Raw genomic sequence first — 19,699 nt, 5'->3', positions numbered from 1 at the left:
TTGCAGCTATTAATTATTATGAACAATGTAGTTCAGGACTTGGCCTTGAATTTGCGAAAGAAATTCATTCAACGATTAATCGTATAATGCATTTTCCAGAAGCAGGGGTTAAATTTTCAAATGATGCCCGGAGATTCTTCCAGACAAGCTTCCAGAATTTCCCAAAAGGGGACAGTCCCCCACAACTTTAAAGCACTAAAGTATTTTTTATTAAATTAACCTCTTGAATTCTTCAAGAGGTTAATTTAATAAAAAATCAGTCCGGTAATTATTTTATGTAAGCTACCATTACCTATTGGTTTGACACATTTGTTTTTTCTGTTTATAATGGTTGCCATAATTTAAAAAAATTACTTATTATATATTTACTTTTAAACTACTTTTTTACAGAGAGTTACCGTGGTATAATAAGATAAAGAAATTATAGGAGAGTATTTATTCATGCCAAGTGATCGAGAACAGATACACATGCCCCACGATACTGGCTATAAATATCTGCTGTCTAGCAAAAAAGCTTTTATACAGCTTATCAGAAGTTTTATTAAAACAGGTTGGGCTGAACAGGTTGACGAAACTAATCTGGTAAGGATTGATAAATCCTTTATACTGCAGGATTTCCAGAACAAAGAAGCAGACTTAATCTACCGTGCCAGACTAAAAGAAAAAGATGTTATATTTTACGTGCTCATGGAGCTGCAGTCTACAGTAGATTTCCTTATACCTTACCGATTACTGCTATATATGACAGAAATTTGGCGGGATATATTTAAAAATATTTCTCAAAAAGAAGCGGAGCGTAAGGGTTTTCGATTGCCTGTTATAGTTCCAATAGTTCTTTACAACGGTCAAGAAACATGGAATGTTCCACTTAACTTCAAGGAAACACTGGACAGTTTTGAACTTTTTGTAGAGCACGTGTTGGATTTTCGCTATAATCTAATTAGTGTTTCATCCTATGACCAAGAAGAATTGCTTGAACTTTCCAGCCTGATGGGAGCAGTATTTTTACTAGATCAGGCTAAAGATCTAGAAGAAGTTATTGAGCGCTTGAAAAAATTACTGGTAACTATAAAGAAAATGGAAGCTGAAGAATATAGATTATTTACTGCTTGGGCAGAGAATATTTTAACTCGTGGTGGTGTATCCTCAGAAAAGAAAGATGAAATTACCGTTATTCTGGGAAAGACTCGACCTGAGGAGGTGGAAGAAATGATTTCCAATGTAGAAAGGGTCTTAAAAAAATCCTGGCAAGAAGCTGAAAAACAAGGAATAGAACAAGGAATAGAAAAAGGAATGCAAAAAGTAGCAAAACAGATGCTTTCTGAAGGTGAAAACATTGAAAAAATAACAAAATATACTGGGCTCTCTAAGGAAGTAATAGAAAAGCTTAGATAACTTGTGAAGGTTTCCTGTAATTAAAAAAATGTCTATGAAAATAGACATTTTTTTGTTGAGATGCCCGGGAGATTCCGGCCCTTGCCCCCGGCAAGCTTCCAGAATCTCCCTCCTGGGGACAGTTTCCCATAACTTTAAAGCGCTAAAGTATTTTTATTAAGTAACCCTCTTGAGAACTTTTCAAGAGGGTTTTAATCAGTCCGGTAAAAGGTATATCGTAGAACAACTTATTAGTGACAGTAGAGTGAAAAAATTGACAGATGAAAGATACTTAGCTTTTGTTTGAAAATATGGCATCAAATGATACCAAAAATGTTGACCAAGGATAGTAAGGAGTGTTATAATTGTGAGAGGGGGAATGAAAAGAAAAGGATAGAATCAAAGTTTGAAGTACAGTCCTATCTTGAAAACTTGAAATATGCATTAAAGAGTAGTTACGTAACTATCAATTTTCAGAAAAACAGGCAAGTCGATGAATATCGAAATAGGAAATACACAAACAGATATACTATGGCACAGCTCTTTCCGGATGAAGACGAAGTGGAAGTATTGAAAAGAGAGCTGGCTTTTTTGACTGTAGAAGAATACATTGAAACAGTAAAAGATACTAGATTTCATAAGAGGTCTGAGATGCGGGCCTTTGGAAGACAATACTCAAATGAAGATGTTTATATCAAAATAAGGGTAGAACTAGTAAGTATAGAACATGCTAGTGGAGGCAGTTATATTTTTGTAATGTCTTTTCATTTTTCAGATAGAGACTTTATTGAAACTGACTTTCCCTACAGGAAAAGTGAGGTGAATAAGAATGAAGACAATAAAAAGTGAAAAGAAGTTATGTTTAATTTGTATGGAAGAGCATGAAGTAGATATTGTAGAGATAGTTGAACAGGAGATTTTTAAAGGCGAAGAACTATCTTTTAATTCTATCTATGAATATTGCGCTAATGCAGATGAACTTCTTGAAACAGAGGAAATGATTAAAAAAAATAGCCTGGCTATGAAAGATGCTTATCGAAAAAAGGTAGGCTTATTGACATCTGCCGATATTATCAACATAAGAGAAAAGTATGGAGTAAGTCAGAAAGACTTTTCTGAAATACTTGACTGGGGAAGAGCAACAATTACCAGGTACGAAAATCATCAGGTTCAGGACCGTGCTCATGACGATGTGCTTCGCAAGATTGATTCCGACCCTAAATGGTTCTTAGAAATGTTAACTAGGGCTAAGGAAAGGTTATCAAGCAAGACGTATAGCAAATATAAGCATGAAGCAAGTGAACAATTTAAAAAAAAACGAAACCAATATCTGGTCAATTCAATCCAAGCAACCTATGCAGATTATGAAGATGAGATTATAACTGGCCGGGTATGCTTAAATTTAAATAAGGTCGTTGAGATGATCAACTATTTAGCATCTAAAGTTGAGAGCCTCCATAAAGTAAAACTTATGAAAATGCTATGGTACTCCGATAATCTACATTTTAAAAGAAATGGAATGGCGATTAGTGGTCTAGCTTATATTGCGCTTCCTAATGGTGCTGTGCCAGAAGGGTATGATCAAATCGTTCTATTAAACGGTGTGAGCTTTGATACAGTATATTATGGAGAAAATATTGCTTATAAGTTCAAACCAACTCCAGGGCTTGAGTTGAATGAACTTAGGCAATCAGAAATTCAAGTGCTAGATGATGTTATATTAAAATTTGGGAATTATAATACAGATGAAATTGTTGAGAGGATGCACAATGAAGTAGCCTATAAATGTACCGAAATTTATTGTATTATTCCATTTACTTTTGCTGAACAACTTACGATAGATTGATACTGATTAAGAAGAATTTTTTAAATATCGTAAATTTGTCAAGGCCGGATTAAAAGTTCCCAAAATCGCCGGTTGAAAAGTAGGTTTCCACATCCCGAATCTGACCGGGAGCTTCCGGCCCTTGCCCCTGGCAACTTCCACTGGCAACTTCCAGAATCTCCATCCCGGGGACAGTCCGTGCGTCCGAGAAATGGCGCGTCATATAGTGGGTGCGAATCCCATCCAGTAAGGTTGAGCCGACCACTGGTAGTTAGTCTTGGAGTGTAAATGGTAACATTTACATTTAAGCGTAGGCAAACAAGGTAGCGGGCCGAAAGCCAGAGAGCTGAATGGAGATTGAGCCCCGAAATCCCAAAATAGGAAGGCTGATGTGTTGGACTGCACAGAAAGCAACATCATGTTCGACGTTATAGGCTAGACGAACATGACTTCCTCGGGGTCGAAGCCCTTGGCACGTTACACAATGTTATGATGCGGCAACTCGGGAGGTCCCGCCTGCTCTTCCACGCACAATGGGAGTATGGCCGACAAGCGATAAAAAGTAAGAAAGCCAAAAGGCGAGCGGGAATTCGGATTACTGCATAGTACCAAGGAAGCGGGGTAATGCCCGTGGAGGGAAGGCGGTAACCTATCATTGCTCTTTCAAGGGACACATTTACTACACACAGGGGTAGGTATAAGTGGTGACAGAGCATCTGGTGTAGACCAGGTAACTAAGGATGAATACGAATCAAATCTTTACGCAAATATTAAAGACCTAGTCAACCGGCTTAAAACCCACAGCTATCGCCCGTTACCCGTCAAGAGGGTATACATTGATAAGGCAGAGACCAACAAGAAACGTCCACTGGGCTTACCTGCCTATGAAGACAAGCTTGTTCAGAAGGCCCTTGCCAAGATACTAAATGCCATATACGAAGCAGACTTCCTGGACGGCTCCTTTGGATTTAGGCCCAACCGTGGTTGTCACGATGCACTAAAGATACTTAATCACTACATCGAAAGGAAACAAATCAATTATATAGTAGATGCAGACATAAAAGAATATTTTGACCGTGTTGACCACCAATGGCTGATGGAATTCTTACAGCACCGTATCACTGACCCTAATATACTCAGGCTCATAAGCCGTATGCTAAAATCCGGGGTAATAGAAGCCGGTATAAAATATGATACGCCAGCTGGAGCACCTCAGGGCGGAGTAGCTTCTCCAGTACTCTGTAATATTTATCTACACTACGTTCTAGATATATGGTTTGAAAAGGTTATACGGAAGAAATGCCGTGGACAAGTATACATGGTGCGATATGCTGATGATTTTGTCTGCTGCTTCCAACACGAGCATGAAGCCAAAATGTTTTATCAGGCACTCATAGTAAGACTTGCCAAGTTTAAACTGGAAATTGCCGAAGATAAAACTAAAATTATTAACTTTGGTAGATACGCTGCACAGTTCTGCCAGGCAAGAGGCAGGAATAAACCTGATACCTTTGATTTTCTGGGTTTCACGCATTATTGCGGCAAGAGCCAAAAGGGTAAGTTTCGGGTTAAACGTAGAACTAGTCGAAAGAAATACAAAGCAAGCCTCCTCAGAGTCAACGACTGGCTAAAGGCAAACCGGCACCTACCGGCTGAGGAGCTAATTGGAAAATTGGGGCGCAAACTAAAAGGATATTACAACTACTATGCAATTACTGACAATGGCACTATGGTTGATAGGTTCTATGACAAAGTAAAGAAGCTCGTATTCAAATGGTTGAACAGGCGCAGTCACCGCAAGAGTTTTAACTGGGATAAGTTTCAACTGTTCTGTAACCTCTATCCACTACCAAGAGCGAAAATTGGGGTGGACATTTACAACCTGCGGTGTCACATTAGCTATATTCTATAAAGGTGATAGGAAGAGCCGTGTGCGTTAGTAGCGCAAGCACGGTTCTGTGAGGGGTGCGTGGCCAATTGAATCATAGGGCACTCCTAAGGCTCGAGAGGCCCGCATCTACTCGACCCCATAACTTTACGATAGAATACTTTATACGGTTCAGATTTACCAATAGTAATTAATACTATGCGAAGGTCTACAGGCATTTTTTAATAACCACTGGTCTTCCAGGTAAATAGATTGAAAAAGTTTGTTTTAAGAAATAATCTTGAATTCTTTCTTTAAGATATCTAGCAATAGGAAGTAGTTCAATAGTTTTCCTCCATTGATCCAATTCTATTAAGGACGGAATAGCAGATTTTCTCCAATTGATATTCATTTATATTTTACTGTTTCTGCGAGAGTTCTCAATAGTTATTGGTAAAGCCGCCACCTGTTATCTCATCATCGTTACAAAAATCATGCTTCTTTTGTGCGTCTGTGCCAGCAAGAAGACCAATAGATATATAAATGATGATACAGACAAAAATTACATGAAAACATTTTTAATCTCTCAAAATTATGCTATAATAAATGCATAGATTATGAGAGATTGGGGTGTGAGCAAAATGACAACTATACGACCTATTTCTGATCTTAGAAATAAAGCCAATGAAATATCCGAGTACTGTCGTAATACCCGTGAGCCAGTTTTTATCACAAAAAATGGTGTGGGGGACATGGTAGTAATGAGTTTGGAAGTTTATGAACGTCAACAGGAGATGCTTAACCTTTATGCTAAGCTTGCAGAAGCAGAAGCAGAAATTGCAAATGGTGCTGAGGGTGAAGATTTTTTCGAAGTTGCAAGAAAATTGAGGAATAGTGTTCATGGAAAAGTATAAGATAAATATTTATCCTGCGGCAAAGAGAGATTTAAAGGACATAGTTGATTATATCAATACCCTTTCGCCGGATGCTGCTGTAAGGAAATATGACTATATTATAGAGAAAATTGGTAGTTTGAGCCAAATGCCGGAACGGTGCCCCATGATAAGAGATTCTCAACTTCGTCTTAAGGGTTATAGGATGTTGATTGTGAACAACTATATGGTCTTTTTCATTGTTAGAGATAATACTGTACAAATACGCCAAATTTTGTATGGTAAAATGCAGTATGAGTGGTTACTGTAGGCCCCCATAACTTTAAGGCGCTAGTACAGCGTTTCGTAAGTTCGTTCGTCTATTTTTTCGCGCTTTTCAAATTAAAACAAAATAAAACATTTCAGATGCCCGGGAGACTCTGGCCTTTGCCCCTGCACATTTTAATAGATTAAAATAGTGAGATGCTATACAAGAGATGAGGGAAGGCCCCTCAGAGCCGGCTTGCAGGAGCAGGCTCTAAACCACCTTAAGCTGCTTGGGTAAAGAGCCCTGGTAGTGAGCGTTAAGGAAAAGGCGGGGTAGACCTGTCAGGTGCGGAACAAGGAGACGAGCGCGAGCGAACCGCTGAAGAAGTATCGAAACATGACCTGACGATGTCAAAACCGGGTTTTAAGCGTTGACCCGGGACTAGTCTGGGAGGCCGCCTGCTTACTGCCCAGGCGGCATCCGGTATAAAGGCGGCGTGAAAGCTTTGAACCCACCGGGAACAGGATTTTACAGCTGTTTGAGTCATTTAAAATTATTTACATCAAAGAAGGCAGTTCTGTAAAACGTATCCTGCCGGACAGATATCTTGAGCTGGACAGGGTGCTTAAAATGATCATTGGATTTGAAATGGGCATTTTTACTAAACCAAGGGGCCCTTAACGAGAACTATTTCAAAAAGTTGGGAAATGAAAATTAAACATTTTTATGGCCCAGGGTGCGAAAGATGAGTTATAATAATAGGTATTAAGCAAATTCCTATCTATTGAAGTTATCTATGTGAACACAAAAATCTATTCATGGGCAAATAACGGCGCTATTTTATTGAACCGACCGCCTGCAGTGGGCGGGCTCATGATGGAGTCGTCCGCCGAAGGCGGATGACCTGCTTCACTGAATACATACAAAAATACTTCACAGTCAAAGAACCTCTGTGCGGGGTTGCAAGGTGATATGTCTATCATGTAATAATAATGGGAAAGGAGTATTGGATGAGTGGTTTTATAGAAGTAGTATCAGATTTAATTTATAGAAACTTAATAGCAGGAAATGCTTATATAGTAGTTCTAAAAGGACTTTGGATAACTATTTTAATATCAAGTTTAGGGTTGCTGTTTGGTACTATTTTGGGAGGCTTTTTATGTTGGATTAGAATGTCGAAAATAAAGTTATTTAAGATAATTACACAGATTATTATAGCGGTATTTCGTGGAAGTCCGGTACTACTTCTTTTAATGATTCTTTATTACGTTGTGTTTGCAAATATTAGAATTGAAGCTATTATTATTGCTGTGATTGCTTTTGCCATAAATAGTGGAGCACATATTGCAGAAGTTATGCGTTCTGCACTTGAAGCTGTTGATAAAAAGCAATTGGAGGCTGCACGCATGTTGGGTTTTTCTAAAACAAAAGCGTTTTTAGTAATAACTCTTCCACAAGCTAGCAAAATTGCCAAGCCAGTTTATCAAAATTCAATTATAAATTTAATTCAGTGGACATCAGTTGTAGGTTATGTGACAATCACAGATTTAACACGCACGGTTAATAATATAGGAGCACGAACAGGAGAGCCTTTTTTCGCTTTATTTTTTGGTCTTTTGATTTATTTAGGGATTTCATACTCTGTTTATGGTATATTTTCAATTGGAAAAAGGCAAGGTGAGGTTATTTGATTATAATTAGCAATTTATGCAAAAAATTTGGTGAAATTAAGGTTTTTGAAAATATAAATATACAAGTTGAAAAAGGGGAATGTATTGCTGTTATAGGGCCATCAGGCACAGGAAAAAGTGTTTTTTTTCGTACTATTGCAATGCTTGAGAAGCCTGATGAAGGAAGTATTAAGATAAACGGCATAGATATAACTCAAAAAGGAGTAGATCTAAATAAAATTCGTGAAAAGATGGGCATGGTGTATCAATCATTTAACTTATTTTCTCATTTAAATGTATTGGACAATATTACCTTGGCCTTAATATGGGTGAAAAAACAAGACAGAAAAGTTTCAGAAGAAAAAGCCACGAAGCTCCTGTCAAAATTTGGATTAATTGAAAAGGCGAAAAGCTATCCCAACCAACTATCAGGAGGGCAACAACAAAGAGTTGCGATTATAAGGTGTTTAGCTATGGAACCAGAAATTATATTGTTTGATGAGCCGACATCAGCACTTGACCCAACTATGGTCTGTGAGGTTCTGTCTATTATAAAAATGCTTACTACAATGAAAATTACTATGTTAATGGTAACACACGAAATTGATTTTGCAAAACAAATAGCTGATCGAATATTATATATGGATGAAGGGGGAATTTATGAAGAAGGAACCCCTGAAGATATTTTGGAGAATCCTAAAAAAGAAAAAACAAAGGCGTTTGTCAGAAAACTAAAAATATTCAATTATGAAATACACTCTAAAGATTTTGATATGGTAGCTATGAACGCGCAAATAGAAATTTTTTGTCAAAAATATAATTTGCCAGCAAAGGTTGTGTACCGCATCCAACTTTTATTGGAAGAACTATATTTGATAATATTCAAACATTGCTATCAAAACTCACAGCCGGATATAGATATTGCAGTAGCATATTCAGAGGAAAACAACAAGATTTCTATTTCGATAAATTATAGGGGGGAGAGTTTTAATCCATTTGAAAATATAAGTGTTGAGGATGATGATATAGGTATGATATTAGTAAATAAAATAGTACAGACATCTGAACATGTATTTAAAAATGGTATAAATAACATAAAAATAAGTTTTTATCTAAGAAAATAGATTTATGCAGATAAAAAAAATCGTGCTGTGCAATAGCTTTTGAATTAATGCCGTCTGCGGCGGGGGCGGCTAAATCAGATGTGATTCAAACAATAAAAGAAGCCGCCCGTAGGCGGGCGGAAATCCTATTGCACAGGTCGAAAAAATTTACTGTATAGGTTTAAGATTTAGGTGGTTTATTTAAAAAGTGTCCAACAGCTAAAAGGGGTTTATATATTAATACGAACTATAAATTTAATCTTAGGATGAATTAATTTTGAAAAAGAAATCAATATTTTTATTTATTATTATGGTAACAACCTTAATGGTAATAACATTGATTGGATGTAGTGGTAGAGATACTGCGGAAATTAACAGTATATCAGACTTAGAAGGTAAGGTTATGGGAGCACTTTCATCGGCTGCATCAACCGAAGAGTATGAAGAGCTAGTTGAACTTATGCTTGGAGTTAAGCCAAAAGAAATATTATATTTCAATAGAGGATCAGATATTATTACGGCTATACTAACTGGAAAAATTGATGCGGCTCCAGAGATGGGCTTTATAGCAGATTATTATGTGGAAAGAAATAATAATTTGAAAATAGTAGAATTGGAACAAATATTTGAAACTCAAGTTGTAATGATAGTTCGCAGTGAAGATGAAAGCTTAAAAGAAGATTTGGATAGAGCTATTATGATGTTGCAAGAAAATGGTACGTTAAAGACATTGGAAGATAAATGGATAAAAAATTTGTCTACAATCGATGAACCTACAAATAAAGAAATTCCAAAAATAGAAAACGCTAAAACTATTTATGTTGGAATATCAGGTGATTATGTACCACTAGACTATATAAGAGCAGATGGGGAACCCGCAGGTTATAACGTTGCAATACTAACGGAAATCGGGGAAATATTAAATATTAATTTTGAGTTTGTACAAGTTGAAGCACAAGCGAAATACTCTGCTCTTATGAGCAAAAAAACAGATGTGGTTTTTTGCCAAGTATATACTCCGGAAATTGCAGCTTTATTTAGCGATAACTATTTAATGACAAAGCCATACTTTACAGATGAAAGCTTCTGTATTGTGACAATGAAGTAAATATAAATAATCACCCCATTTTTAGTTACGTGTTTATTTGTATGTAGTGAAAAAAATAAACAGATAGCATATTCTTTAAACTTGATGTGTCTTTAAAGAAGTGTACGGAAGATAGGAAGGTATGTATTCAGTAAAGCGGGTCGTCCGCTTGCAGGCGGACGACTTTTAACATGGTTCACTGTCCAGGGAAATTCTTACAGCCGAGCTTCCAGAATCTCCCTCTCGGGGACTGTCCCCCACAACTTTAAAGCGCTAAAGTATTTTAGCAAAAAAGCAGCCCTCTTGTTATGTTCTCAAGAGGACTGCTTTTCAATAAGTCTCCTAAACCGGTGGCTGAAGGCAGCTGAGAGATGGAACTTATGCCGCAAGAGGTTCCTCATAATAAAATAAAACTCAGTAATGACAGCAAGAATATCCCACCGGCGATGCTCATAAGCAAGAAGGCCGACATAGAAAACCCCATGACCACCATCACCAGGATCGCGGTCTGAGCGACCAGCAGCAGCGCCATGGCGGCCTTGCGCTCCTTTAGGTGTTTTTCCGGGTCGGAGGGCAGATGCGGCTGGATGTTATGGTTATCGCTGGTCAAGACAATCAGTACCGGCAGGCCTAAAACTAATGAAAAACCAAAGTTGTTAAATAAAATAATGTAAAAGATATCCAGCAACCAGAACCGCAGGAACACGTCCAGGCCGCAGGCCAGGAAAATGGCCACCGCCAGGGAGGAAACCGCCGATAGCAAGATGTAAAATCCAATATTACCATTGCTTTTCAAATTGGGTTTTTCGCCTTTTTTCCACGTATGCCAGAGCTTGTAAGGTAGATAAGCGGCGATAAAATTGCCGAAGAATCCCAAAATAGAAGCCGTGGAAAAGGTGCCGAATAGATCGGCGACCAGATTACCAATCGCGCAACCCCACGCCCCGGCCGGTCCGAATAATAGTCCCGCCACAACCGGTACCGCATTGACCGGACGAACCTCGGTGAAACCTTCTACCAGCATCATTACCTTGAAAGGTACGGCCATGCCGATAAAGACCAGGGCGCACAAGCCCATTTGCAGTAGTGTTTGTTTTTGTTTAAACGGAGACAAAATCTCATTCAAGCGGTACATCCCCTTTTCTATGGTCTCGCCAAAACTTGAGTTTTTGGAAAGCTCCTGGGTTGTCTAAGAAATTGGTACCGGCGCAAATAGCGCCCGCGACGATAAATCCCGCCCCATACAGCTTAATTAGGGTAAAGCTTTCGGTAAGGCCGAAAGCGTTTGGTATTAGCATCGCCAGTACCAGGGTAACCACCGGTTCGGTGGAAGCAATGACCGTGACGCTAATGGGATTGGCGTATTTTTGGGCATACATCAGCATAATGTAGGCGTAGGCCCTGGCAAAAAAAGCCAGCAGGAAAATGTTGGCCAGCATTTCATTGGTATAGTCCAGGGTAAAAAAAGTACCCGGTTCTTCAATACTCCAAAGTACAAAGGCGATAATAGCGGTTAAGAACATTTGCCCTACGCCTAAAAGCAGCGGATCGAACTTCTTGGTGAAGTTGTCCACAATAATGATATAGACCGACATAAAAATGCAGGCCGTTACCATGAACAAAACGCCGGGATCAGAGAAAAATCTCGGATTAACGCCACTGGTTAGTGTCAACCCGATAAGAATCAGCGCGATGCCCAGCAGGTTATTTTTGGTGGGTTTCCGCTTGAGCATCAGCAATAAAAGCGGTACAAAAACGATGTTCAATGAAGCCACAAAGCTGGCCGTGGAGGCCGGAATCTCGGCGATACCCAACCGCTCGAAAATCAGATTGCCGCAGACCAACACCGCCATAATGGCGCTGTGCATCAGCAGCTTAACCTTGAACTCACGCAGCTTTTTAAAGAAGACTATAACAAAGATAATGCTGGCGATACCGGACGTCAAGGTCATGTAAGCCAAAGGCGAAAGGGCAGACGGCAGGTTTTTAATAAATATGTAAGAAGAAGCCCAGCAAAGCGTAATGGACAGCAGGACGATATGGGATTCGGTTCGGGTCATGGTTTTGCACCTTTTAACTTATACTTATAGGAATTTGCTTTTCCGATGGTTAAATACTACCATGGATTTTTAGCGTAAGTCAATCCAATAATTAGAATAATTTCCCTGCTATAAAAGCATTTTAACTATTTTTAGGCAGAAGACTCCCATCCTCTATAGGTGGGAGATGAATGCCGAAAAGGGGGAAAACTAGTCATTCCGCATTTTTGGCTATGAAAAGTAGTTAACTAGATATTGGAAGAAGCAGTGCCGGCTGCCATGGCCCGGAACTGAGGATTGGACTCAATCAGCTCCTCATAGCTTCCCTGAGCTATAATTTCTCCTTTATCCATCATATAAATTTTATGGCATTTTTTAACTGTAGTCAGCCTATGGGCAATAACAATTATAGTCTTTAGCTTAGAAATCTTTTCGATGGCATGCATTACAGAGTCTTCAGTAATTCCATCTAAAGCACTGGTAGCTTCATCTAGAATCAATACTTCCGGGTCATGGTATAAAGCACGGGCAATCCCTACCCTCTGCCTCTCTCCACCACTCAACCTGACTCCCCGTTCTCCCACCACAGAATCAAATCCTTGGGGAAGGTCCTCTATAATAAACTTTTCTAAATTAGCTATACGGGCTGTCCTCTGCACCGCTTCTATATCAATTTCTGCATGAGGCACCCCAAAGGCAATATTGTGAGCAATGGTATCATCGTTTAAATAGATCTGCTGAGGTACATAACCTAAATTCCGCTGCCAATTTCTCATATTGTCCTCATTGACTAAAACTCCATCCACCCTTATCTCTCCAGCCTGAGGTGTCAACAACCCTAATATTATATCTACCAGGGTGGTTTTTCCTGACCCGGTAGAACCTACAATAGCAATAGAGGTATTCCTTTGAATCCTTACACTTATATCTTGTAATACTTTTTCCTTAATACCGGGGTAACTAAAAGCAATATTGGTTAATTCAATTTCCTTCTCAAAGGCCAGGGGTTTAGTGCTATTAATATCTCTATACTCTTCTAAGTCCCTGCCTCCCTCCTCCATAATATCCTGGTGAATCTTATGCAGTACAGCCTTACTAAACTGCACCTTAGTAAAAGCTTTGAATATTTCCTGTAAGGCAGGCATTAACCGGTATCCCGCAAAAGCAAAGAAGCTTACCAAAGGGATAACCTCCTGAGTCTCCTCTGCCACAGACAATAACCCTAATATCAGGATAATTACTCCACCAAAAGCTACAACTTCCATGGCATACCTGGGAAGCTGCCCCACTACCTCATTCCAGGACTGCAGATTAGAGAACTTTTTGGAGTTTACAATATATCGATCCAGAAAGTGCAATTCCCTTCCCATAACTTTGATATCTTTAATTCCTCCCAAAGCTTCATTGGCTGCGGTGAATCTTTCCTTGTTGGCGGCTAATCTGCTTCTTCCACCCCTGCTCAACCTTTTACTTAATTTTAAATAGATTAAAACATATGAACCTACCAATACTCCTGCTACAATAAAAGTTACCACGGGATTTACAAAAAGCAGCATAATAAAGATAAAAAAAACTACCGTTCCCTGGGTAACTATGGATAAAATAGGAATTAGAAAGCTTCGGGTGAGCTCATTGGCCTCATCTAGAATATTTTTACTTAAGTCCGCACTGTGATGCCCCAGGAAGTAGCCATAAGGCAGGGATAAATACTTTCTCAACAGGGAAGAAGACAGACTATGGTTCTTCTGCCACACAAAGCGGAGTTTCACCCAGGTAGCGAAGGCAGAAATAGCGTTTCCCGTGAGAATAATAGCCAACATCATGATCCCGGAAAACATAATAAAGGAATGTATACTGGTAAACCCCAGAGTATTATAGGCCCACCAAAGCCACCGGTTTTCATTAATGATGGAAGGTTCCATAATCATATTTATAAAAGGGAGTATTGAGGCTATGCCCAGAGCCTGAAAAAAGGCCATGGTCAAGGTAGCCGCCATAACCTTTCCAAACTGTCTTTTCTCCCTGGCACTAAATAAGTCTATCAACTTCTTAAGCCCCTGTAGTTTACTAAAGGTCAACTTTTTACGCCTCCATTACATCATTCTTCTTACATTGTAGATTATACTTCGCTAGCTAATGTGAACATCCTTTTAATCTTATTTTTCTGAGTATTATTTTTCTTTAATAAAGTCAGTCCGGTAAAAAGCTGTTTAATATACTTGCAGCTTATATCAGCTACCTTCCCAAAAAGAAAGACTACCAGGTAGCCTATGAGAGCCTTGAATTGGCTGGAATTCAACATCTTTCCGACAAGGTGTATACTCGGATCAGTAGAGGAGAAAGGCAGATGGTAAGAATCACAGATGGGCTCTTTGGTATTAGTTTCAAATAAGATCAGGGTTTACAAATTATTAAAGGGCAGCTATTTAACAGGTCAACCCCTAATCTTATAAAAATAAGATTAGGGGTTGAATGAATAACAAATAAAGCTGATCGGTTTTTAAGGCAATGAAGAGGATTCATTAATATAGTTTAGATAAAACTCTGTGCTTTCATTGGTTTCAATCTTCAGGTCAGCAGGTATCTGAAGATAGAGAACCGGTTGTTCAGAGAAATAGAAAAAGCTTCTGTTTCCCATGAATAAACCTTTCCCTGTGAACTGGGCAGCCGTAAAATCATGGAAAAAATATACCATTTCCACCCGGGTGGGTTCGGGAGGGATGATTTCCAACCGGTTATTTGACAGCCTGACCTCCGGGGGGCTGACTGCTGTAGTGTTGGGATCAGGTGGGAATGCTGTATAGCTTGCTATGTCTATTCTGCCATCTTCTGTATCTTTTCGTTTTACAGCTATCATAGACGTAGGGTGACTGTTGTCCGAGGTGGTTATTAGCAGCTGCCCCTGATCATAATCAAAACTCCACTGTTTGTTTAGATATGCACCTTCATATTCTTCTATGCGATTCTCAAAGAGCGCATTGTAAAAGTCATTTATTTGACGGTCATGTTCTTCCCAGGGGTTGTCGGTTTCCTCCGGTGTTGGCATAGGCACCGGTTCTCCGGGTTCTGCAGCGGCATAGAAAACAGCCGTAGAGATAAGTAAAAGAACCAAATAGAGGCTGATGACCGGACGAGTCTTGTTAAGAGGGATACGGAATGTGCCGATGATAATACCAATCACAATAATAACTAGAAGAGGCAGTATAACCAATGTCATTTCCTCACCTCCATTCTATCGGAAAACAAAATCACGCTGCCTAGAAGAACGGCGGATACCAGGATAATTTTCAGGACAAAGAGCGCAGGTGAGCTCTCTTTGGTAAAGAATTCAAGGGTATTAGTAAGCAGTTGAGCCTGGCCGGTACTTCTGGTTTCCACCATTAGCGTACCAAAAAACAGACCGGGAAGAAGCAGGGCAAAGGCTTTGTTTCGCTGCACTAACATGCTGACAAAATACCCAAGGCAGCTGAAGAGAAGGGTATAGAGTATGGCGGCAAAAATACTGCTCAGCATAGTCAGCGGGGCAATCCAAAATCCGGAAACTGTATCAACACCGCTGTGGGCAAAAAACATAACTACACGCAAAAGCACACCGCATAATGTAGCAGTTAGGCCGCCCACAACTGCAGCAGTTAATAGGAAAGCTATGCTGGAGAGGTGGCTGCTTTGCCGGTTGGAGATAAAGCTAAAGTCTATTTTAAACCCGTTGTTGGCCATGTTGATTCCCACCATGAAAGCCCAGATTAAAGTAAAAATGATAATAATATCACCGGAAATATGTTTTATGGTGTATGACATACCCTCCATGGAACCGCCCCCTGAAGAGGCCACACCGTTGAGGGAGAAGAGAAAGGCCAGCATCTGAGCCGCAATCAGGTTGAAAAACACCCCGGCGTTTGCTTTTGTTTTATAGCGGTACTGCTTTTTTACTATAGATAGAAGGTTAGTTTCTGTCAAAGACATCATCAATCCCTCCTTTGTGTTTTGCCGTAAGATAAACGCAGAGATCGTCTGCGGCCACCGATGAAATTTCTACTCCTCTGAGATGGGCCTTTTGCAGTTCTTCCTCGGTGTATCCATTACGGACGGCTGCATACACGCTGCTCTTACCCATTTTTTTCTCATAGAAAACTTCGGTGGATTCAGTTATCTCAGCAATAATTTCTTCTTTGCCCTGCAGTCCAACAGCATATTCCTTCAGCTCATCCATAGACATATGAAGGCGCTTTTCACCATCTTTGATTAATAAAATATCATCTAGAATTCCATCAATCTCATTTAGAAGATGGCTGGAAAGAATGATGGTGCGGGGATGCTGCATGAAATCTTTCAGCAGTGCCCGGTAAAAATCTTTCCTCACCGCGGCATCCATACCAATGGTGGGTTCATCAAAGATAGTAAGGGGACAGCGGGCAGCAATGCCAAGAATCATATTAAAAGTGCTTCTCATACCTTTGGAAAGATTGTTGTGATATTGTTTGGGGCTTAGATTGAAGTATTCAAATAGTCCTCTGGCCAGCTTATCATCCCAGTGTTCATAAAAACTGCTAACAGACTCCAGAAGATCAGCCAGGTTCATTGCTGCTGGAAGCACCATATCATCGTCAATATAAATTAGATTAGTGGTTACTTTGATATTATTAAAAGGGTTTTCCGAAAAAACCCGGATATACCCTGTGTTAGGGAGTAAATATCCGGCTATCATTTTTAACAGCGTGGTTTTCCCTGCACCGTTACGGCCGATCAATCCAGTGATTTTATTGTGGGCCAGGGAGAAAGATAGATTATTAACCGCCCTGGTCGAGCCAAATGCCTTTGTTAATTCGCTGCACTCAACTACCTTCATCTTAATTCCTCCTTGTGCGATTGCAGTTTAGCAGTTTTAATCATTTTGATTAAGTCCTCTTCATTGACATCCAAGCGGTCCGCTTCGGTGACCAACTCCAGCGCCAGCTGCTTTAAGTTTTGATTTATCCGTTTGCTGCGAATCGCCTCTCTGGCGTGAGAAGACACAAACATGCCAAGCCCTCTCTTCTTATATAAAAGATTTTCTTCGGCCAGGATATTTAATCCTTTAGAAGCGGTGGCCGGGTTAATAGTGAACATATCTGCCAATTGGTACTGTGAATATATTTTCTCATCGCTTTTGATATTACCGCTTAAAATTTCTTTTTCCAGCCACTCAGCGACCTGCATATAAATAGGCTTCAAACTGTCTGTATTCAGCACAAACCATCATCACCTCCATACTGGAATCTTATAGTGCATTACTGCTGTAATGTACTATAAGATATTTTTGTTTTTTTGTCAACAGGTTTATTTTGCAGGTGGCAGAGGAATTGGGGGAAATTAGAGCATTTAAGGCAGGGATTAATAATTTAAGGTAGAATCTAACCAATATTGAAGTTATATGGGAGGGAGGACTAAAGTGAAAACCTTTAAGGCCTCCAGGCGAGAGTTTGTTTTGGAGAGTATTTTAGGGGTATTTGCAGGCGCCGCAGTCTTTTTATTTCTTTATGGCCCTTACCTTCTAAACCCCATGTATACCGACTGGCTGATGAATTCAGGAGATTTGACTCAGCACTTTTTGGGATGGGAATTTTTCCGCAGTGATGCCTGGAGGTTCCCCCTGGGAGTAACCCTTATTTACGGGTTTCCAGTGGGAATTTCTATTGTTTATACAGACTCTATTCCATTATTCGCTTTTATTTTTAAACTGATCCAACCGGTTCTGCCAGCAGACTTTCAATACTTCGGCTTATTTGGTATTGTTTCCTTTTGCCTTCAGGGTTTATTTGCATCCCTTCTGGTAAGAAGGTGGACCCAAAACCGGGCGGTCATTTTATTTGTAACAGTATTTTTTTTGCTTAGCCCCGTGATGATTTTCCGGATGTTTGTTCATACGGCTCTGGCGGCTCACTGGGTCATACTGGCTGCTCTATACTTGTTTTTTACCAGAAAAGAAAACAATTCATTGGATATAGCGCTGTGGATTATTTTACATGTTACTGCCATAACACTGCATGCCTATTTAACATTAATGGTTTTAATTATTTTTTTAGGGTACTTAATAAACAATTACTTACAATATAAAGATGCTCTATTTGTTTTAAAACTGCTGATATCAAACACGTGTATGCTGCTGTTCACTGCCTGGGCATCCGGTTATTTCACCGTAAAGTCAAATGCTGTTGGTGGGGGCCTTGGACTGTACAGCATGAATTTAAATGCCCTTATCAACCCACAGGGTTGGTCCACCAGGCTTTACGACCTGCCTACCTATGGAATTAATTCCTTTTGGGGCCAGTATGAGGGTTTTCAGTATTTGGGCCTGGGTATGATCTTTCTATTATTTCTGGCAGCCGTCTTATCGTTTTTACAAGGTTGGGAAGAGAAAAAAAATGACCGCAGAAGTGGAACTGTTTTTATTCTATTAACCTGCCTTATTTTATCTTTAAGCCCTATGGTTACACTTGGCCAGCATATTCTAATTGAATACCCTGTTCCAGATATCGTTTATATGTTTTGGTCTATATTCCGTGCCAGTGGACGCTTGTTTTGGCCTGTATACTATCTGCTCTTTTTATGGATATTTTATCGTATTTTGAACAGCAGAATTGACCCGAAAAAAGCGGCCGCTGTTATAGGAATTATGCTGCTGGTTCAGCTGTGGGACCTGTCAGGAATTATTGCCGGTAAAAGAGATCACTACCATCACAGGGTTGAATACACTAATCCGTTACAGTCAAATTTCTGGAGGGAGGCAGCCGGTAGTTATAAAAATATTTTATTATTACCTCCGGGGCACTTTGTGCCGCCTCATTTAGGCTATGAAGCCTTCGCATACTATGGGGCGAAAAACAGCATGACCCTTAATGCGGGATATTTCGCCAGGACGGATATCGCTGTGGAGGAATATGCCCAGGAACAGATTCTGGGACTGCAGGCAGGGAATATGTGTGGGGACAGCATCTATGTTTTTAAAGATTTTTCTTTAATGAACAACTTTAATGCTCTGATTCAAGACCAAAAAGTAATATCGGGAATGGCAGACGGTTATTTCATCATGGCCTACAGACAGGATACAGGGAATATAATCAACAGGGGATTCCATAAAGTAAAGGCCGTGGAAGAGATTCAACTGCAGGAATACCTGGACCTTATTGAAGACCACCATATAATATTTATTACGGTTAATGAGGAGGCTTTTGGTGCCCTGAAAGAAGAGTCTGTAAAAAAGATGCGGGACCTGGGTTTTGCAGTTGATCCGAGGGAACATGAGGGGCACAGTTATTACGGTATCGGAGGAAAGCCTGTGGGGGAAAAATCAATAGAGGCTGTGGATGAAGGAATTCTGGAAAAGACTATTTGTAGAGGTGAACCTTTGGGGAATTATATTTCTTCCATTGACATACACATCACCTCCGGGGAAAGCGTTTCCAGTTTATTTATAGATGGCCAGCAGTACTCCCCAAACCAAAGGGGGGTTAATGTGGTACTGTACGACATGCAGGAAAACAGAGTAACAGAAATAGCCAGTTTTGACGCCGGAACGGAGGCCCGGGGTACTCGTATTATACTCAAATAGGGGGTG

Annotated in this window: 18 protein-coding genes; 10 read left to right on the top strand and 8 right to left on the bottom strand. The window is 39.8% G+C overall.

The features are described 5' to 3' along the window. Positions 1 to 441 precede the first annotated feature (441 nt). The 3 genes from HUE98_RS16235 (at position 442) to HUE98_RS16225 (ending at position 3,220) form a co-directional block, all read left to right on the top strand. Entirely contained in the window at positions 442 to 1,395 is a 954-nt protein-coding gene (locus tag HUE98_RS16235; protein ID WP_241421636.1) for an Rpn family recombination-promoting nuclease/putative transposase, read from the top strand. Between the two features lie 312 nt (positions 1,396 to 1,707). Then, positions 1,708 to 2,223, top strand: a complete 516-nt coding sequence (locus tag HUE98_RS16230) for a hypothetical protein (protein WP_241421635.1) — start codon at positions 1,708 to 1,710, stop codon at positions 2,221 to 2,223. After that, complete coding sequence (locus HUE98_RS16225) at positions 2,204 to 3,220, top strand: type II TA system antitoxin MqsA family protein (protein ID WP_241421634.1); 1,017 nt, start codon at positions 2,204 to 2,206, stop codon at positions 3,218 to 3,220. Before HUE98_RS16230 ends, HUE98_RS16225 begins: the two co-directional genes overlap by 20 nt. A gap of 49 nt (positions 3,221 to 3,269) precedes the next feature. Here HUE98_RS16225 and HUE98_RS16220 read toward each other — a convergent pair whose 3' ends face one another. Beyond that, on the bottom strand, positions 3,270 to 3,422 hold the full coding sequence (locus HUE98_RS16220) for a hypothetical protein (RefSeq protein WP_241421633.1): 153 nt from the start codon (positions 3,420 to 3,422) through the stop codon (positions 3,270 to 3,272). A gap of 432 nt (positions 3,423 to 3,854) precedes the next feature. Here HUE98_RS16220 and ltrA point away from each other — a divergent pair, with 432 nt between their 5' ends. The 6 genes from ltrA (at position 3,855) to HUE98_RS16190 (ending at position 10,087) form a co-directional block, all read left to right on the top strand. Next, entirely contained in the window at positions 3,855 to 5,111 is a 1,257-nt protein-coding gene (gene ltrA / locus HUE98_RS16215; protein ID WP_241421632.1) for a group II intron reverse transcriptase/maturase, read from the top strand. Positions 5,112 to 5,707: 596 nt separating this feature from the next. Continuing rightward, entirely contained in the window at positions 5,708 to 5,980 is a 273-nt protein-coding gene (locus HUE98_RS16210; RefSeq protein WP_241421631.1) for a type II toxin-antitoxin system Phd/YefM family antitoxin, read from the top strand. After that, the gene (locus HUE98_RS16205; RefSeq protein ID WP_241421630.1) at positions 5,967 to 6,269 is read left to right on the top strand and encodes a type II toxin-antitoxin system RelE/ParE family toxin; all 303 of its coding nucleotides are present in this window, start codon (positions 5,967 to 5,969) and stop codon (positions 6,267 to 6,269) included. The genes HUE98_RS16210 and HUE98_RS16205 overlap by 14 nt, the downstream gene beginning before the upstream one ends. A gap of 947 nt (positions 6,270 to 7,216) precedes the next feature. Further along, positions 7,217 to 7,897, top strand: coding sequence for an ABC transporter permease subunit (locus HUE98_RS16200; protein ID WP_241421629.1), 681 nt, complete (start codon positions 7,217 to 7,219; stop codon positions 7,895 to 7,897). After that, positions 7,894 to 9,000, top strand: coding sequence for an amino acid ABC transporter ATP-binding protein (locus tag HUE98_RS17825; RefSeq protein ID WP_318036506.1), 1,107 nt, complete (start codon positions 7,894 to 7,896; stop codon positions 8,998 to 9,000). The genes HUE98_RS16200 and HUE98_RS17825 overlap by 4 nt, the downstream gene beginning before the upstream one ends. Positions 9,001 to 9,256: 256 nt before the next feature. Beyond that, complete coding sequence (locus HUE98_RS16190; RefSeq protein WP_241421628.1) at positions 9,257 to 10,087, top strand: substrate-binding periplasmic protein; 831 nt, start codon at positions 9,257 to 9,259, stop codon at positions 10,085 to 10,087. 376 nt (positions 10,088 to 10,463) lie between these two features. On the opposite strand, the gene HUE98_RS16185 is transcribed toward HUE98_RS16190, so the two are convergent. The 7 genes from HUE98_RS16185 to HUE98_RS16155 form a co-directional block, all read right to left on the bottom strand. Continuing rightward, positions 10,464 to 11,192: a QueT transporter family protein gene (locus HUE98_RS16185; protein ID WP_241421627.1), complete on the bottom strand. Its 729-nt coding sequence runs from the start codon at positions 11,190 to 11,192 to the stop codon at positions 10,464 to 10,466. Continuing rightward, on the bottom strand, positions 11,185 to 12,126 hold the full coding sequence (locus HUE98_RS16180; protein WP_241421626.1) for a DMT family transporter: 942 nt from the start codon (positions 12,124 to 12,126) through the stop codon (positions 11,185 to 11,187). Before HUE98_RS16180 ends, HUE98_RS16185 begins: the two co-directional genes overlap by 8 nt. 227 nt (positions 12,127 to 12,353) lie before the next feature. Next, positions 12,354 to 14,183 carry an ABC transporter ATP-binding protein gene (locus HUE98_RS16175; protein ID WP_241421625.1) on the bottom strand — a complete coding sequence of 610 codons (1,830 nt, stop codon included), beginning with the start codon at positions 14,181 to 14,183 and terminating at the stop codon, positions 12,354 to 12,356. Positions 14,184 to 14,605: 422 nt separating this feature from the next. Beyond that, positions 14,606 to 15,322: a hypothetical protein gene (locus HUE98_RS16170; protein WP_241421624.1), complete on the bottom strand. Its 717-nt coding sequence runs from the start codon at positions 15,320 to 15,322 to the stop codon at positions 14,606 to 14,608. Further along, positions 15,319 to 16,068, bottom strand: a complete 750-nt coding sequence (locus HUE98_RS16165) for a hypothetical protein (RefSeq protein WP_241421623.1) — start codon at positions 16,066 to 16,068, stop codon at positions 15,319 to 15,321. The genes HUE98_RS16170 and HUE98_RS16165 overlap by 4 nt, the downstream gene beginning before the upstream one ends. Next, positions 16,049 to 16,951: an ABC transporter ATP-binding protein gene (locus HUE98_RS16160; RefSeq protein ID WP_241421622.1), complete on the bottom strand. Its 903-nt coding sequence runs from the start codon at positions 16,949 to 16,951 to the stop codon at positions 16,049 to 16,051. Before HUE98_RS16160 ends, HUE98_RS16165 begins: the two co-directional genes overlap by 20 nt. Then, positions 16,948 to 17,301 (bottom strand): GntR family transcriptional regulator, encoded by a 354-nt coding sequence (locus HUE98_RS16155; protein ID WP_241423592.1) that lies wholly within the window; start codon positions 17,299 to 17,301, stop codon positions 16,948 to 16,950. The genes HUE98_RS16160 and HUE98_RS16155 overlap by 4 nt, the downstream gene beginning before the upstream one ends. A 232-nt stretch (positions 17,302 to 17,533) precedes the next feature. On the opposite strand from HUE98_RS16155, the gene HUE98_RS16150 reads away from it, so the two are divergent. After that, positions 17,534 to 19,693, top strand: a complete 2,160-nt coding sequence (locus HUE98_RS16150) for a DUF6311 domain-containing protein (RefSeq protein ID WP_241421621.1) — start codon at positions 17,534 to 17,536, stop codon at positions 19,691 to 19,693. Positions 19,694 to 19,699: the final 6 nt, after the last annotated feature.

This window comes from Candidatus Contubernalis alkalaceticus (assembly GCF_022558445.1).
GTDB classification, from domain to species: Bacteria; Bacillota; Dethiobacteria; order SKNC01; family SKNC01; genus Contubernalis; species Contubernalis alkaliaceticus.
This window is presented reverse-complemented; position numbering and strand designations above follow the sequence as displayed.

Excerpts from the sequence above, each read along its gene's own strand:
- HUE98_RS16180 (WP_241421626.1), bottom strand. The coding sequence starts at position 12,126 with ATGACCCGAACCGAATCCCATATCGTCCTGCTGTCCATTACGCTTTGC.
- HUE98_RS16200 (WP_241421629.1), top strand. The coding sequence starts at position 7,217 with ATGAGTGGTTTTATAGAAGTAGTATCAGATTTAATTTATAGAAACTTA.
- HUE98_RS16160 (WP_241421622.1), bottom strand. The coding sequence starts at position 16,951 with ATGAAGGTAGTTGAGTGCAGCGAATTAACAAAGGCATTTGGCTCGACC.
- HUE98_RS16220 (WP_241421633.1), bottom strand. The coding sequence starts at position 3,422 with ATGACGCGCCATTTCTCGGACGCACGGACTGTCCCCGGGATGGAGATT.
- HUE98_RS16155 (WP_241423592.1), bottom strand. The coding sequence starts at position 17,301 with ATGCAGGTCGCTGAGTGGCTGGAAAAAGAAATTTTAAGCGGTAATATC.
- HUE98_RS16165 (WP_241421623.1), bottom strand. The coding sequence starts at position 16,068 with ATGTCTTTGACAGAAACTAACCTTCTATCTATAGTAAAAAAGCAGTAC.
- HUE98_RS16225 (WP_241421634.1), top strand. The coding sequence starts at position 2,204 with ATGAAGACAATAAAAAGTGAAAAGAAGTTATGTTTAATTTGTATGGAA.
- HUE98_RS16235 (WP_241421636.1), top strand. The coding sequence starts at position 442 with ATGCCAAGTGATCGAGAACAGATACACATGCCCCACGATACTGGCTAT.
- HUE98_RS16205 (WP_241421630.1), top strand. The coding sequence starts at position 5,967 with ATGGAAAAGTATAAGATAAATATTTATCCTGCGGCAAAGAGAGATTTA.
- HUE98_RS16210 (WP_241421631.1), top strand. The coding sequence starts at position 5,708 with ATGACAACTATACGACCTATTTCTGATCTTAGAAATAAAGCCAATGAA.
- HUE98_RS16170 (WP_241421624.1), bottom strand. The coding sequence starts at position 15,322 with ATGACATTGGTTATACTGCCTCTTCTAGTTATTATTGTGATTGGTATT.
- HUE98_RS16230 (WP_241421635.1), top strand. The coding sequence starts at position 1,708 with ATGTTGACCAAGGATAGTAAGGAGTGTTATAATTGTGAGAGGGGGAAT.